The organism is Arthrobacter sp. zg-Y769 (assembly GCF_020907405.1).
Taxonomy (GTDB): Bacteria; Actinomycetota; Actinomycetes; order Actinomycetales; family Micrococcaceae; genus Arthrobacter_B.
This window is the reverse complement of sequence record NZ_JAJJOE010000014.1, coordinates 82592-97340: the sequence shown is the minus strand read 5'-3', so window position 1 is coordinate 97340 and position 14749 is coordinate 82592. Positions and strand designations below refer to the sequence as shown.

Annotated in this window: 15 protein-coding genes; all 15 read right to left on the bottom strand. The window is 66.5% G+C overall.

What is annotated here, in order from left to right:
- The 15 genes from LOC60_RS14035 to LOC60_RS13965 all read right to left on the bottom strand — a co-directional run bounded on the left by LOC60_RS14035 (window position 1) and on the right by LOC60_RS13965 (window position 14749).
- On the bottom strand, window positions 1-1800 hold the full coding sequence (locus LOC60_RS14035) for a proline--tRNA ligase (RefSeq protein ID WP_230026282.1): 1800 nt from the start codon (window positions 1798-1800) through the stop codon (window positions 1-3).
- Between the two features lie 165 nt (window positions 1801-1965).
- A complete protein-coding gene (locus tag LOC60_RS14030) occupies window positions 1966-2700 on the bottom strand; it encodes a hypothetical protein (protein WP_230026186.1) in 735 nt (244 codons plus the stop codon).
- Window positions 2701-2750: 50 nt separating this feature from the next.
- Entirely contained in the window at window positions 2751-3470 is a 720-nt protein-coding gene (locus tag LOC60_RS14025) for a hypothetical protein (RefSeq protein WP_230026184.1), read from the bottom strand.
- 136 nt (window positions 3471-3606) lie between these two features.
- On the bottom strand, window positions 3607-4377 hold the full coding sequence (locus tag LOC60_RS14020; RefSeq protein ID WP_230026183.1) for a hypothetical protein: 771 nt from the start codon (window positions 4375-4377) through the stop codon (window positions 3607-3609).
- 252 nt (window positions 4378-4629) lie between these two features.
- The gene (locus LOC60_RS14015; protein ID WP_331460828.1) at window positions 4630-5514 is read right to left on the bottom strand and encodes a GNAT family N-acetyltransferase; all 885 of its coding nucleotides are present in this window, start codon (window positions 5512-5514) and stop codon (window positions 4630-4632) included.
- Window positions 5489-6655, bottom strand: a complete 1167-nt coding sequence (ispG, locus tag LOC60_RS14010; RefSeq protein WP_230026182.1) for a flavodoxin-dependent (E)-4-hydroxy-3-methylbut-2-enyl-diphosphate synthase — start codon at window positions 6653-6655, stop codon at window positions 5489-5491. Before ispG ends, LOC60_RS14015 begins: the two co-directional genes overlap by 26 nt.
- Window positions 6656-6795: 140 nt before the next feature.
- On the bottom strand, window positions 6796-7086 hold the full coding sequence (locus LOC60_RS14005; protein ID WP_230026181.1) for a YciI family protein: 291 nt from the start codon (window positions 7084-7086) through the stop codon (window positions 6796-6798).
- A 96-nt stretch (window positions 7087-7182) separates the two neighbouring features.
- On the bottom strand, window positions 7183-7539 hold the full coding sequence (locus tag LOC60_RS14000) for a hypothetical protein (RefSeq protein ID WP_230026179.1): 357 nt from the start codon (window positions 7537-7539) through the stop codon (window positions 7183-7185).
- Window positions 7536-8165: a MarR family transcriptional regulator gene (locus tag LOC60_RS13995; protein WP_230026177.1), complete on the bottom strand. Its 630-nt coding sequence runs from the start codon at window positions 8163-8165 to the stop codon at window positions 7536-7538. The genes LOC60_RS14000 and LOC60_RS13995 overlap by 4 nt, the downstream gene beginning before the upstream one ends.
- A 1095-nt stretch (window positions 8166-9260) precedes the next feature.
- The gene (locus LOC60_RS13990; protein WP_230026175.1) at window positions 9261-10604 is read right to left on the bottom strand and encodes a M50 family metallopeptidase; all 1344 of its coding nucleotides are present in this window, start codon (window positions 10602-10604) and stop codon (window positions 9261-9263) included.
- A 31-nt stretch (window positions 10605-10635) separates the two neighbouring features.
- Window positions 10636-11880: a 1-deoxy-D-xylulose-5-phosphate reductoisomerase gene (gene dxr / locus LOC60_RS13985; protein WP_230026173.1), complete on the bottom strand. Its 1245-nt coding sequence runs from the start codon at window positions 11878-11880 to the stop codon at window positions 10636-10638.
- A 93-nt stretch (window positions 11881-11973) separates the two neighbouring features.
- Complete coding sequence (locus LOC60_RS13980) at window positions 11974-12651, bottom strand: NAD(P)-binding oxidoreductase (protein WP_230026171.1); 678 nt, start codon at window positions 12649-12651, stop codon at window positions 11974-11976.
- 63 nt (window positions 12652-12714) lie between these two features.
- The gene (locus LOC60_RS13975) at window positions 12715-13527 is read right to left on the bottom strand and encodes an HpcH/HpaI aldolase/citrate lyase family protein (protein WP_230026169.1); all 813 of its coding nucleotides are present in this window, start codon (window positions 13525-13527) and stop codon (window positions 12715-12717) included.
- Window positions 13528-13569: 42 nt separating this feature from the next.
- Entirely contained in the window at window positions 13570-14076 is a 507-nt protein-coding gene (locus LOC60_RS13970; RefSeq protein WP_230026279.1) for a MaoC family dehydratase, read from the bottom strand.
- Between the two features lie 31 nt (window positions 14077-14107).
- Window positions 14108-14749, bottom strand: a complete 642-nt coding sequence (locus LOC60_RS13965; protein ID WP_230026167.1) for a CoA transferase subunit B — start codon at window positions 14747-14749, stop codon at window positions 14108-14110.

Below are 14749 nucleotides of genomic sequence, written 5' to 3'. Positions count from 1 at the left end.
TTACTGCGCGGCGGCGCGGCGCACGTACTCCACCGCTTCGGCGACGGGAACGTTCTCGGCGTTGCCGGTGGCACGGTCCTTGATTTCCACGACGCCGTCGGCCAGGCCGCGTCCCACCACCAGGATGGTCGGGACACCGATCAGTTCGGCGTCGCCGAACTTCACGCCCGGGGAGACCTTGGGACGGTCGTCATAGATAACTTCCAGTCCCGCGGCTTCGAGCTCTTCGGAGAGCTGGGCTGCGGCGTCGAAAATCTCGGAACCGCGGCCGGTGGCCACCACATGCACATCGGCCGGCGCCACGGCGCGGGGCCAGATGATCCCCTTGTCGTCATGGTGTGATTCGGCGAGGGCCGCCACCGCACGGGTCACGCCGACGCCGTAGGAACCCATGGTCACAGTGGCCAGCTTGCCGTTGCGGTCCAGGACCTTCAGGCCCAGGGCATCGGCGTACTTGCGGCCAAGCTGGAAGATGTGGCCCATTTCGATGCCGCGGGCTGCTTCCAGCGGGCCGGAGCCGTCCGGCGCCTCGTCCCCTTCGCGGACCTCGACGGCCTCGATGGTGCCGTCCCAGCTGAAATCGCGGCCGGCCACGAGGCCGATAACGTGCTTGCCGGACTCATTGGCGCCGGTGATCCAGCTGGTGCCGGAAACCACGCGGGGATCCACCAGGTACAGCAGGCCGGTGGCGGACTCGGTGCCCAGCACCGGCTCGCCCAGGCTGAGGCCCGGGCCGATGTATCCCTTGACCAGGCCCGGGTGCTTCTTGAGGTCCTCGTCCGTGGCGGCGTCGACGGCCAGCTCCCCGCCCATACCCACGTGGGAGCTGATGTTGGCTTCGATGCGCTTGAGGTCCACGGCACGGTCCCCCGGCAGGCCGACCACTACGATGCGGCGTTCGCCGGTGGGCAGGGTGACGGCCAGGACCACGTTCTTCAGGGTGTCCGCAGCAGACCATTCCCCTGTTTCGCGCGGGAAGCGGGCGTTTACATCGTTCACCAGGGTGTCGATGGTGGGGGTGTCCGGGGTGTCCACCACGCGGGCCGCCGGCGCGCCCGTGTAATCGATTTCGGCCGGAACCACGGTGGTGACGGCTTCGACGTTGGCAGCGTAGCCGCCGGCAGAGCGCACATAGGTGTCTTCACCCACGGCCATCGGGTGCAGGAACTCCTCGCTCTTGGACCCGCCCATGGCGCCGGAGACCGCGGAAACGACGACGATTTCCAGTCCCAGGCGCTCGAAGATCCGCAGGTAGGCCCCGCGGTGCGCCTGGTAGCTGGCGTCCAGGCCTTCGTCATCCATGTCGAAGGAGTAGGAGTCCTTCATGATGAACTCGCGGCCGCGGAGCAGGCCGGCGCGCGGGCGTGCCTCGTCGCGGTACTTGGTCTGGATCTGGAACAGGGACACCGGGAGGTCCTTGTAGGAGTTGTAGAGGTCCTTGACCAGGAGGGTGAACATTTCCTCATGGGTCGGTGCCAGCAGGTAGTCCGCGCCCTTGCGGTCCTGCAGGCGGAACAGGTTCTCGCCGTATTCCGTCCAGCGGTTGGAGGTCTCGTACGGCTCGCGCGGCAACAGCGCGGGGAAGTGCACTTCCTGGGCGCCGATGGCAGCCATTTCCTCACGGATGATGTTCTCGACCTTGCCCAGCACCCGCAGGCCCAGCGGCAGCCAGGAGTAGATGCCCGGTGCGGCACGGCGGATGTAGCCGGCCCGGACCAGGAGGCGGTGGCTGGCGACGTCGGCGTCGGCCGGGTCTTCGCGCAGGGTGCGCAGGAAAAGGGTGGAAAGTCGAAGGACCACGCTGGGAATCCGTTTCTGCAGCCACTCGGCTGCATCTCTCAAGAATGTATGCCCTACTAATCTAACGCGCCCCGCTGTCGATGCCGGACAGGGGTACAACGACGGCGGGGCCCGACCTGCGCTGCAGGTCCGGCCCCGCCCGGGGGTTCGGCAGGAAAGAGCCGGTTACTTCTTTTCCAGCTCGGCGTACACCGCGTTGATGGTTTCCTCCGCCTTGGCTACGGCGGCCGGAAGGTCGGTGGCGTCGCTGACGGTAACCGAAATGTTGGTGGTGCCGGAAGCTGCGGCGACCTTCAGGCCGCTGAGTTCCTCGCCGGCAGCGGCGAGTGTCAGCACGAAGCCCTCCGTGGACGGCGCGTCCGTGGACACCTCCTGACGCTCCGTGGTGCCGGTGGCGACCTCTCCTTCTTCCTCGCCCTTCATCTCAAAATCGGCACAGTCATCCAGCACGCTGCCGGTTTCTTCGACCTGCTTGTCCAGGGTGGACGCTTCTGCATGGCTGACCACCGTGAGCTTTTCGGTCTCGCTGAGCTCCAACGCAGCCACGTTGGCCTCTTCGATGTCCCCGAAGAAGTTTGCGAAGCCCAGAATCTCAACACACTTCTCCGGTGTGATCGTGACGCCGTCAGGAGACCCGGCCCCGCCCAGCTCCGGGCGCAGGACCGCATCGGGGATAACTTCCCCGCTCGCTTCCTGGCCTGTCTTGACTGCGGCAAGAACTTCTTCGAGCTCCGCCGCAGTGTACTGGTCCTTGCCCACCGTCAGCTCGGCGGTGGGTGAGGCTGAGGCTGACTTGGTTTCATCCGATGCGGATCCCGAATCGCCTTCGGAGCTGCCGCAGCCCGAAAGGGCAAAGACGCCTGCCACGAGCAGTGCACTGGCTTTGATGGATTTGTTCACGTTTCCCCCGGGAATGGATTTATTGCGCCGGCTACGGCAGTTGGTAAAGGTTATTTGGATTCGAGCTCGGCCAGCACCGCATCGATAAGCTCTTCGGCCGCAGCTACTGCGCCTTCGGCATCTTCGGGGTCGGTCATGCTGACGGTGATGTTGGTGGTGCCGGAGAATCCGGTGACCTGGATGGTTTCCGTCTCAACGCCGGCCGTGGTGACCAGGGAGCTGTAGGCCTCCGTTGTCTCGGCTTCTGTCGTGGCATCCACGGTCTTGCCCGTAGCAGTGGAAACCTGCCCGCCGGCTTCCATCTGGAAGTCCGTGCAGCTTTCCATCTGCTTCGCATTGTTTTCGATCTGCTCTTCGATGAACGATGCATCTTCGTAGCTAAGGATCGTTACGGCGTCGGTTGCGCTGAGCTGCAGGACGGCAACGGTGGCGCTGTCGATCTTTTCGGCCAGGTTGGCTGTCACCAGTTCCCCGCACTCAGCGGGGGTAATGGTGATGCCCTCCAGGGCATTCGGCACGGCTTCCAGCTGGGGCCGAAGGGTTTCGTCATTCGTGATCGGGCCGGACCAGCCTTCATCAGCCTTGACTGCTTCCAGCGCCGCCTCGAGCTCATCCGCCGAATACTGGGCGGCAGCCGTGGGCGTGGGCGACGCTGACGCTGACTTGGTTTCATCCGATGCGGATCCTGAATCGCCTTCGGAACTGCCGCAGCCCGACAGGACAAAAACTCCGGCCACGAACAATGCGCCGGCCTTGATGGACTTCTTCACTTTTCCCCCATTTTGGATGTTACTGCTTGCCGCAGCCCGGGCAGCGGATTCGATGTCGGACTTTGCTGCAACGACTTCCGGATTGGAAGTTCACTGTGAATCCTAACCACGTGACCCGGCTCACCTTAAATCGGCGTTAGCCCTCGATCCGGTCCAATACCTCTTCAAGGATCGGAGCAACGTAACGGATGCTCTCCTGGGGGTCGGCCTCGTGGAGGGTGATCTGGACGGAGTTAGTGCCGGACCATGCTGTCAGTACCACCGAGGTCTGCGTGACGCCGTCGATACTCTGGCGGGTGACGTATGCCTGCGACGCGTCGCCGACGGTAGGCATGTCAAGCGCTTCACCAGCTATGGAAACTGTCCGCCCGTTGGCGGTCAGGCTGTACTCGGGGCAGGACGCGAGCTGCCGCTTGCTCACCTCTATTTCCTCAGTAACGGGTTCTTCGTCGGGCCAGCTCAGGACGGAAATGGTGTCCGGCGTACCGGCGAGATTGCCGTCAAGCACCATGGCGCCCATGCTGGCCTCGCGCACGGCCTTCGACGGATCGCTGCCTTCGGTAGGGTCGCAGGGGCTGTATTCGACACCCTTCATGGCCTCCACGCTCTGGGCCGTGTTCTGCTTCAGCTGTGCCTCTTCCAACACCGTGCCGCCCATGTCCAGGTCAATGTTCATCTCGTTCAGGGCGGCAGCCAGTTCGGCGCCGCTGACTGCTCCTCCCCCGGATCCGCCGCTGCCCTTGGACGCCGCCGCAGACGGCGATGGCTGAGCGGATTTGGAAGGTTTGGCGGACCTGGTCTCGGATTCCGACGGCGACGGCTTGGACTCCGCGGTGCCGGGACCCAGGGCAGCAGGTTCGGCCCCTTCCCCGCAGCCGGCGAGAACCAGGGCAAGGGCCAGGCCCATGCCGGCAGCTCCTGCCCGCCGGTGCCCGGCACTCCGCAACGCGATTGTCTTTGTGGTGAAAGCAGCCATCGTAATCCCCCAACGCCGTCGTTGGCGGGCAGGGTCCCTGCCCGCTCCCTTACGCCGGCACAGGGGCGGCAGGCATACTGCCGCAAATTCCACTCCTGCCACCCCCGTGCCTGAGTGCGTGACCCAGAGCCTACGGCATACACGGCGCCGCCCCGAACAGGCCGGGCAACGGCGCGGGACCGGCTAAAACAGGATGGTGGCGAAGGTGCCCACCTGGTCGAACCCTACGGCGGCATAGGCGGAGCGCGCCGGTGCGTTGTACGAGTTGACGTACAGGCTCACAACCGGGGCGGTTTCCAACGCTGCGGCGACGACGGCGGACATATAGGACCGGCTCAACCCCTGGCCGCGGTATTCGGGATTCATCCAGACTCCCTGCACCTGCACGGCCTGCCTGGACACCGTACCGAGTTCAGCCTTGAAAACCACCCGGCCGGCGGCGTCGAAGTCCACCAGCGACTGGCCGCGTTCAATCAGGCCCAGCACCCGCTGCCGGTAGTGCCGGTCTCCGTTGGAGACCGGCGAGTACCCCACTTCTTCCTCGAACATGGCGGTGCAGGCCGGCAGCAGGACATCGAGCTCGTCGGGGCGCGCAGGACGCAGTCCCGGCGCCGGAGCGACGGCGGAGGGGGCGGCAATCCGCAGCAGCGGCTGCTCGGGGCGGACGTCAAAGGGCTTCGGGGAAACGTTCCGAAGTTCGGACCAGAGGGAAAGCACGGCTTCGGAGGGACCGAAGATGGACGAGAACCGGTTGCGTGACCGGGCAAGAAACCGCCCGACCTCCGGGCCGGTGTCGGCATCCAGGCCAACGGGCACCACATTCACCCCGGACCAGCAGGCACCGATCAGCTCTTCGCCGTCGAACACTCCCACAATCCGGCCCCCTGCCGAGGTTGGGGCGGCCGTCCGGGCCGTCTCCAGGTGGGACAGCATAAAGATGTTGGCCACCGGATCAGCGGCAGCCAGGTTCCAGAGTGCAGCGGTGTCTTCGTCGCGCAGGATCCGCAGCGCCGCACTCGAGGCGGCGCTGCGGATGTCGGACTTAGCTGACGGTAACCATGGGGCCACCCGTCCCAGCATCCTCGCCATCGGGTTCTCCCATATCTTCTGCGATCCTCATTGCTTCTTCGATGAGGGTTTCCACGATCTGGTCTTCGGGGACGGTCTTGATGACTTCGCCCTTGACAAAGATCTGGCCCTTGCCGTTACCGGAGGCTACACCCAGGTCTGCCTCGCGCGCTTCGCCGGGTCCGTTTACTACGCAGCCCATCACGGCAACACGCAGCGGAATGGTCATGCCTTCCAGGCCTGCGGTGACCTGCTCGGCAAGCGTGTAGACGTCCACCTGGGCGCGTCCGCAGGACGGGCAGGAAACGATTTCAAGCTTGCGGGGCCGCAGGTTCAGCGACTGCAGGATCTGGTTGCCCACCTTGATCTCCTCCACGGGAGGAGCGGAGAGGGAAACGCGGATGGTGTCGCCGATGCCCTTGGACAGCAGTGCACCGAAAGCCGTAGCGGACTTGATGGTGCCCTGGAAGGCCGGGCCGGCTTCGGTCACGCCCAGGTGCAGCGGCCAGTCGCCGCGTTCGGCCAGCAGCTCGTACGCGCGCACCATAACCACCGGGTCATTGTGCTTTACGGAGATCTTGAAGTCGTGGAAGTCGTGTTCCTCGAAGAGGGAGGCTTCCCAGACGGCGGATTCGACCAGGGCCTCCGGCGTTGCCTTGCCGTACTTGGCCAGCAGTCGCGGGTCCAGGGAACCGGCGTTGACGCCGATGCGGATGGACACTCCGGCATCCTTGGCGGCGTTGGCAATCTGCTTGACCTGGTCGTCGAACTTGCGGATGTTTCCGGGGTTCACCCGCACCGCTGCGCAGCCGGCGTCGATCGCTGCGAAAACATACTTCGGCTGGAAGTGGATGTCGGCAATCACGGGGATCTGCGATTTCTTCGCGATGATCGGCAGCGCGGCCGCGTCATCGGCGCTGGGGCAGGCGACGCGGACAATGTCGCAGCCGGACGCCGTCAGTTCGGCGATCTGCTGCAGGGTCGCGTTGATGTCCGTGGTGGGGGTGGTGGTCATGGACTGAACGCTGATCGGCGAGTCCGAGCCGACTCCAACGGAGCCCACTTTGATCTGGCGGGTCTTGCGACGGGGCGCAAGCGTGGGCGGCGGTGCAGCAGGCATTCCAAGGTTGACCGAGGTCAAAACGTCCTCCATGTGCCGAAACGGCAGGTATTAGGCTGTGAAGCGCGCGCTAATGAAACGCGCCCTTCCTATTATCACCCCGGCCCGGGCAGGGATTGCTGGGGGCGGGTGAATATCACTGTGGGCTTAGAACGTAGGGGTTACGCGAGGTCGGAGAACGCTCCCAGAGCGGGTTTCCAGGCAGTGGTCTTCATACCGGAGATGGCGCCGACAACGGCAAAGGGATCCTGCTTCAGCAGGGCAAGCAGTCCGCTTTCGTCCTCTGCAACAAACAGGAGCAGCGCACCGGCTCCGTCCACGAAAGCTCCGGCAGACAGGACATGCCCCTCATCCACAAGCTGCTGCAGCCACTGGCGGTGTGCGGGACGGTGCTCGTCGCGGAGCCCGGCTGAATCGGCGTCGTAGACATACTCAACTGCGAAAATACTCATGTCCCCAAGCCTACGGGATGCCCGGGCTGCGGCAGTAAGGGCCGGTCCGGGCGGCCTTGGTTACTAGAGGGCCCCTGGTTACAAGAGGTCCCTTGGCTACAAGAGGAGCAGCCGGATGGGAACGGCCACTGCCACCGCCCACAGCATGGAGGCGAGCGTGCCGATGATGAAGCGTTCCGCCGCGGCGGGGGTCTCCTTGAGTTCGGCGTACCGGCCGAGTCCCTTCACGGCGACGACGTACGCAATCGCCACCGGTTCGTCGGCAAGGACCGCTGCGGCCACTGCAAGGCGTTCCAGCACGCCGATGGCCAGCCCGCCGCGGAGGACAACGTCCGGGCCGGGGGGCGGCGGCGGATCCTGGACGGCGCGGGCCAGGCGCAGGACGCCGTAGGTCACCGGCCAGCCGAGCAGCCCGGCGGCCAGCAGCCCGAGCACGACCCACAGAATAGTCATCCATCCGTCCTTCGTTCGGTTGTATCCGGTCCTGCCGCCAGGTTGTCCGCACGCTCCAGCAATACCGCCGCCGCCGGCCGTGCCGCCCATTCCTCCTGCCAGCCGGCCCGCCGGACCGCCTTGCTCACCGCCTGGGAACTGATGCCGAGCCTACGGGCAGCCGCGGTCTGGGAGCCCCATTTCCCGGGGTCGACGTGTTGCAGGATCCGCCATTCGGCGTCCGTCCTTTCCGCAATCAGCCGCCCCAACAGAACCAGGACCGCTTCCGCGTCGGGAGCGCCCGGTGATCCCGCCACCGCAACGGGCGGCCGGTCGCCGCTTTTTTTGGCCCGTTCCACTGCCTGCCGGGCGGCGACGAAAGCCGGGCCCCCTGCCTCCCGGGGGCTGGACGGCAGCGGCTCATGGACCCCGCCGACGCCGACGCCCACATACCAGTTCCCGTCCCGCAGGACCTGGAGCACGGCGTCGGTAACGGTCAGCGCCGATTCGCAGACACCCTGGATCTCGTCGCCCACCGACCGTTCGAAGGCCAGCAGCATCGGCAGGTCCGCCAGGGCAGCCAGCAGCTGGGGAACCTTGTCTCCGCTGCCCTGGCTGTTGCGCTGGTCTATTGTGAGGACGAACATATTGCAACCGTAAACGTATGCAAGTTATATCGCAACCGTTTATGGGTTCAATTCGGTTTGCAACTGCCGCCGGGCGCGGGCGGGGCAGTGCGCGCGGGGGGGGGGTAGTGCGCGCACACAGCATCCCACCCGGTGATGCTCCTGTGGCGAATGTGACCCCAGAAGCGCTCACCCGTCCCAGGCGATGGGACCCTGTGCTCACTCGGGCCGCCCGTGCCGGCCCGGAGGCCTACATCGTGGGTACGCCGCGCCCGGCCGGCCGGCCGGGATCCCCGGCGCGGGGTCGCTAATCCCCGCGGTTCGGGGGAAACCCTGCGGTTTGTGACAATCCCCGTGCCGCGCGGCGCAGGGATCCGGACAAAGCACAGGGAAACGCCTGGGGTAAGGCTCTGCGGCTCGTGGTTCGAGCAGCAGTGCCGCTACCTACCTCCGGCCTCGCTCCGGATCGTCCGTGTCCCGTGCACGGGTCGCGAATCCCTGCGGTTCGGGGAAAACCCTGCGGTTTGTGACAATCCCCGTGCCGCGCGGCGCAGGGATCCGGACAAACCGCAGGGATCCGGACAAGGCGCAGGGAAATGCCTGGGTAGGGCTCTGCGGCTCGTGGTTCGGGCAGCAGTGCCGCTACCTACCTCCGGCCTCGCTCCGGATCGTCCGTGTCCCGTGCACGGGGTCGCCAATCCGCCCGGTTCGGGAAAAAGCGTACGGTTTGGGAAAATTCCTATGCTGCGCAGCGCAGGGATTTCCCAAACCGGTCCATTCTTCCCATTTCGGCCCCATTCCCCGCCACACCCCGCACAGATCCCCCGGACAAGGCGGGTAGGCAAGAACAGCACTCGGCAGACCCCGGGTTAGGCGGACACCCGAGCAGGAGGACCCGCAGAGGCACCGGGTTAGGCGGACACCCGAGCAGCAGGACCCGCGCAGGAGCCCGGGTTAGGCGGCTTTAATATCCCGGCGAGCTCTGCGAGCAAGGGATTTCGTTGCCGCCGTTCCGGGCGCCGGAGCGGCCGCCGTTCCGGGTGCCGGAGCGGGCACCGAAGCGGGCGCACGGAACCCCGGAACCCCCGAAGCCACGAAGCCCGGCACACGACAAAGCTAATTGAACAGGCTGACCGGCTTCACGATGTCCGCGTAGATCAGCAGCGCGCCCATCCCCATCAGCAGCACCGCCACCGCGTACGTCAGCGGAAGCAGTTTCGCCATGTCGAAGGGGCCCGGGTCCGGGCGGTGGAACAGCTTCGCCACGCGGCGCCGCAGTCCCTCCCACAGGGCACCGGCTACGTGCCCGCCGTCCAGGGGCAGCAGCGGAATGAGGTTGAAGACGAACAGTGCCAGGTTGACGCTGGCAACCAGCCCGATAAGCGTAGCCACCCGGTCCTGCAGCGGAATGGCTTCCTCCGCGGAGATCTCGCCGGCGATGCGGCCTACGCCCACCACGCTCATGGGTCCGTTCGGGTCCCGGGGTTCGGAGGAGAACGCCGCCTGGGCAACATCAACCAGGCGCTGGGGAAGGTTGACCACCACGCCGGCGATATTGACCAGGTTGTCCCCCACCGTCGGAAGCACGGCGCTGGCCGGCTGGTTCACCAGCTCCTGCTCGGCGCCGACTCCGATGAAGCCCACTTCCTCCGTGAGGTAGTTGCCGTCGTCGTCGGTCTTGGCCGCGCCGTCGTCGCCCACCACCGGGCGCTCGGTGAGCAGCGGCGTGATGCTGGTGGAGGCCTCGACGCCGTCGCGTTCGTAGGTAAGCGGAACCGTCTTGCCGGCTGCCTCGCGGATCCAGCCCGTCAGCTCTTCCCAGGACGTAACGTCCCGGCCGTCGAACGTCGTGATGGTGTCCCCGGGAAGCAGCCCGGCTTCATGCGCGGGGGCGGCCGGATCGGCTTCCGTGCAGTCGGTCTGGCCGGTGGCTTCCTGCTGCTCGGCGGTGATCACGCATTTGTTGACCTCCGCAAGGGTGGTGGTGGTCTGGGCGGTGCCGAAGCCCATCAGCAGGATGGCGAAGAGCACGACGCCGATCAGCAGGTTCATGAACGGCCCGCCGAGCATAATGATGATCCGCTTGTACACGGGAAGCTTATAGAAGACCCGGTCCTCGTCGCCCTCGACCAGGCGGTCGGTCTCGGCCTGCCGCGCTTCGGTGGCGAGCTGCTGGAACATGCCGGTGCTGGAACGCCGCACCTCGCCGTCGTGCTCCTTGTTGGGCGGGAACATCCCGACCATGGAAACGTAGCCGCCCAGGGGCAGCGCCTTGAACCCGTATTCGGTCTCCCCCTTCGTCCGGGAGAAAACGGTGGGTCCGAAGCCGATCATGTACTGGGTAACCCGCACCTTGAAGGCCTTGGCCGGCAGGAGGTGGCCTACCTCGTGCAGGGCGATCGAGGCAGCAATGCCAATCGCCACGAACAGCACGCCAAGGATGAAAAGCAGAATGGTCAACGGGCTTCCTTCAGTTCAACTGCGGGTCTTGTCATCTTCCACAACGCTTCCGCGCAGCGGCACGTGCCCACTCCTCGGCCGCCAGCAGCGACTCAAGCGTGAGCGGCCCCGAGTCCGGGGCTTCTTCAAGTACGGCGGCGATCGTATCAACGATGTCAGTGAAACCGATCAACCCGTCATGGAACGCGTCCACGGCTTCCTCGTTGGCGGCGTTGTAGACGGCCATGTTCGTGCCGCCCGCAGCGGCGGCACGCTTGGCCAGGGCGACGGCGGGGAAGGCTTCCTCGTCCAGGGGTTCGAAGGTCCATTCCGTGGCCCGGGTCCAGTCGCAGGGCTGTGCGGCGCCGGGCACCCGGTGCGGCCAGCCCATACCCAGCGCAATCGGCAGGCGCATGTCCGGCGGGGACACCTGGGCAATGGTGGAGCCGTCCACAAACTGGACCATGGAATGCACCATGGACTGCGGATGGACGACGACGTCGATCCGGTCCAGCGGGATGTCGAAGAGCAGGTGAGCCTCGATGACTTCGAGCGCCTTGTTGACCATGCTGGCCGAATTGGTGGTGATGACCCGGCCCATGTTCCAGGTCGGGTGCGCCAGGGCCTGCTCGGGCGTGACATCCGCCAGTTCGGAGCGCTTCCGGCCGCGGAAGGGGCCGCCGGAGGCCGTCACTACGAGCCGGTCCACTTCGGCATGCGTTCCCGAGCGCAGGGCCTGGGCAAGGGCGGAATGCTCGGAGTCCACCGGAACCAACTGCCCGGGAGCGGCGGCACGCTTGACCAGTTCCCCGCCCACAATCAGGGATTCCTTATTCGCCAGGGCCAGCAGGTGCCCGGCAGCCAGGGCCGCCAGCGTGGGTTCCAGTCCGATCGACCCGGTGATGCCGTTGAGCACCACGTCGGCTTCGGCCCACGCGGCGATAGCGGTGGCGGCTGACTTTCCGACAAACAGTTCAGGGGTATATCCGGTGATACCGGCGGCGGCTGCGGCGTCGGAGATATGCCGGTGCAGGGTGGGCAGGTCGACGGCGGCGCAGCCGACTGCTTCGGCCCGCGTGTGCACGGCCTGCTGTGCCAGGAGCTCCGGGTTTGATCCGCCGGCGGCCAGCGCCACGATGCGGAACCGATCCGGTGCGCCGTCGGCCACGTCGATGGCCTGCGTCCCGATCGATCCGGTGGAACCGAGCAGGACCACCCGCCGCGGCAGGTGGTCCGAACCGGGCCGGCGGGAACGGACGTAGTCGTGGTCGGAGGAAATCGAGTCGGAAAGCTGCATGCCTCCAGTATCGCGCAGCCCGGTGACCTTCGGCATTGCCGCGCGCCCGGCGGAACGAACGACCCCGGGGCCCAGGGAAGCCAGTATCCGGAACTAGCCGGCCGCCGCCAGTGCCTGCACTGCCTCGGGGATGGGCGTGGTTCCGGTGATCAGGCCCAGGGCCTGATGCACGCCGCTGCCGGTCTCCAGCAGCTCGGCCAGGACGGCGGCGACGTCGGAGCGCGGGACGCTTTCACGCGCCACCTCCGGAGCGAGTTCCACCAGGCCGACGGGTGCGTCGTCGGTCAGGATGCCCGGGCGGACGATGGTCCAGTCCAGCTGGCTCCGTGCCATCAGGTCTTCTTCAGCGGCGAGCTTTGCCAGCAGGTAGGCGTACATCACCTCGTCCATGGACTCCGGACGCGACCCGCCGCGGACGGCGTCCAGGCCGCCTGAGGAGACCTGCAGGAACCGGCCGGCTCCTGCCTGCTCGGCGGCGTCCGCGAGCAGCACGGCGGCTGCCCGGTCCACGCTGTCCTTCCGCGCCGCGCCGCTTCCCGGCCCGGCGCCCGCGGCAAAAACGGCCGCATCGGCACCGGTGAGCACCTGGACTACATCCTCGAGTGTGCTGTTCTCCAGGTCCAGCACCACGGGGGCAACGCCGTCCGCCTCCAGATCCCCTGCCTGGTCCGGGTTGCGGATCAGTCCCGCAACATCGTGTCCGCCGGCCGCCAGCAGGCGTCCGAGTTCGCGTGCGATTCTTCCGTGGGCTCCCGCTATGACTATGCGCATGGTGACAGAGTAGCCGCCGCCACGGTCAGGCTATTCCCCGGCGGCAATAAACGCAGCGGAAAGTCAGCCCTGCGCGCGGCGCAGCGTCTGCTCGGCCTGCTTCAGCAGCGGACCGTCGATCATCTGGCCGCGGAAGTTAAACACTCCCCCGTGGCTGCGGGCCTCGGCCAGTACCTGCTCGGCATAGGTGACATCTGCGGGATCCGGTGCGTAGGCGGAGCGCACGGCAGCGACCTGCGCGGGATGGATGCAGGCCTTGGCCGCAAAACCGGACGCGACGGCGTCGCGCGCTTCTTCCTCGAGCCCCTCGGTGTCCGGAATGTTGCCGTAGATGGAGTCAATGGCTCCCTTGCCGAAGGCACCGGCTGCGAGCAGCACCGTGGAGCGCGCCTGCACGGCGACGCTGCGGTACGTGCCGTCCTGGCGGCGGCTGGATTCCCCGCCGAGCGAAGCCAGCAGGTCCTCCGCGCCCCACATCAGGGCCGCTACATTTTCCGCAGCGGCAATGTCCGCGGCGCGGACCACTCCCAGTGCCGTTTCCAGCAGCGCGACGACGGTGAAGCCTGCGAGCGCCCGGGCGACGGCGGGTCCGTCCTCCGTCTTGGCCAGCATCACGGTGCGGTACCGGGTCTGCCGCAGCGCGGCCAGGTCTCTCTCAAAGTCCTCGGTTCCGAGGGGATTGACCCGGACGATGGTGCGTTCGGGGTCCAGGTCCGCGGCGATGAGGTTCTTCCGGGCGGCTTCCTTGTCCCTCGAAGCGACGGCGTCCTCCAGGTCCAGGATGACGGCGTCGGCCCGTTCGGCTGCCTTGCCGAAGCGTTCCGGCCGGTCCCCGGGGCAGAAAAGCAGTGCCGGTCCCATGGGAAAGGTGGTCATGACTGAACTCCTCGGTGTTGCGGTTGCGCGTGTCGCTCCAACCTATCGCGTCCCGATGCCCGGATCCTGCGCGGCGTATCCCTCCGCCGTCCACATCAGGGCGGTCCGGGTACACCGCGCCACGACATCCCCGTGCTGGTTCCTGCCGGTGTGGGCCAGCGTCACGATGCCCTGGCCGGGCCGGGAGGAGGAGAGCCGCTTGTCCGCCACTCCGGTTTCCGTGGAGAGGGTGTCGCCGTGGAAGAGCGGGTGCGGAAAACTGATCTCCCCCAGGCCCAGCTGCGCCACCAGGGTGCCCTGGGTCAGCTGCGCCACCGACTGGCCCACCATGGTGGCCAGGGTGAACATGGAGTTCACCAGCCGCTGTCCAAACGGCTGCGCCGCACTGTACGCGGCGTCCAGGTGCAGGCCCTGGGTGTTCATGGTCAGGGTGGTGAACAGGACGTTGTCCGCCTCGGTGACGGTGCGGCCGGGCCGGTGCCGGTAGATGGTCCCCGGCTCGAACTCCTCAAACCAGAGGCCGCGCTGTTCAATGACCCGCGGTGCCATTGCGAGCTCCTCGGTGCCGGCGTCGGGCTCCTCATACGTCAAGGGAGACCTCCAGCGGAGCATCCGTGGCCGCAACGACTTCCCCGACGCTGACACCGGGGGCGGTCTCTCGCAGGACAAGCCCGGCTGCCCCTACCTCGATCACGGCCAGGTCGGTGACGATCAGGTCCACGCATTCCCTTCCGGTCAGCGGCAGGGAGCATTCGCGCACGATCTTGGGGCGTCCCGCCCGGTCGAGATGCTCCATCATCACAATGACGCGTTTGGCGCCGAACACCAGGTCCATGGCCCCGCCCATGCCCTTGACCATTTTCCCGGGCACCATCCAGTTGGCCAGGTCACCGTTCGCCGCCACCTCCATGGCGCCAAGTACCGCCACGTCCACATGCCCGCCGCGCACCATGCCGAAGGAGGCGCCGGAGTCGAAGAAGGACGCGCCGCGGTTCACGGTGACGGTTTCCTTCCCGGCGTTGATCAGGTCCGGGTCCAGCTGATCTTCGGTGGGGTACGGTCCGACGCCGAGGATTCCGTTCTCGGAATGCAGCACCACTTCCACGCCCTCGGGGATGTAGTTGGGAATCAGCGTGGGCATGCCGATGCCGAGGTTCACGTACTGGCCGTTCCGCAGCTCGCGGGCTACCCGTGCCGCCAGTTCCTGCCGGGACAGTGCCAT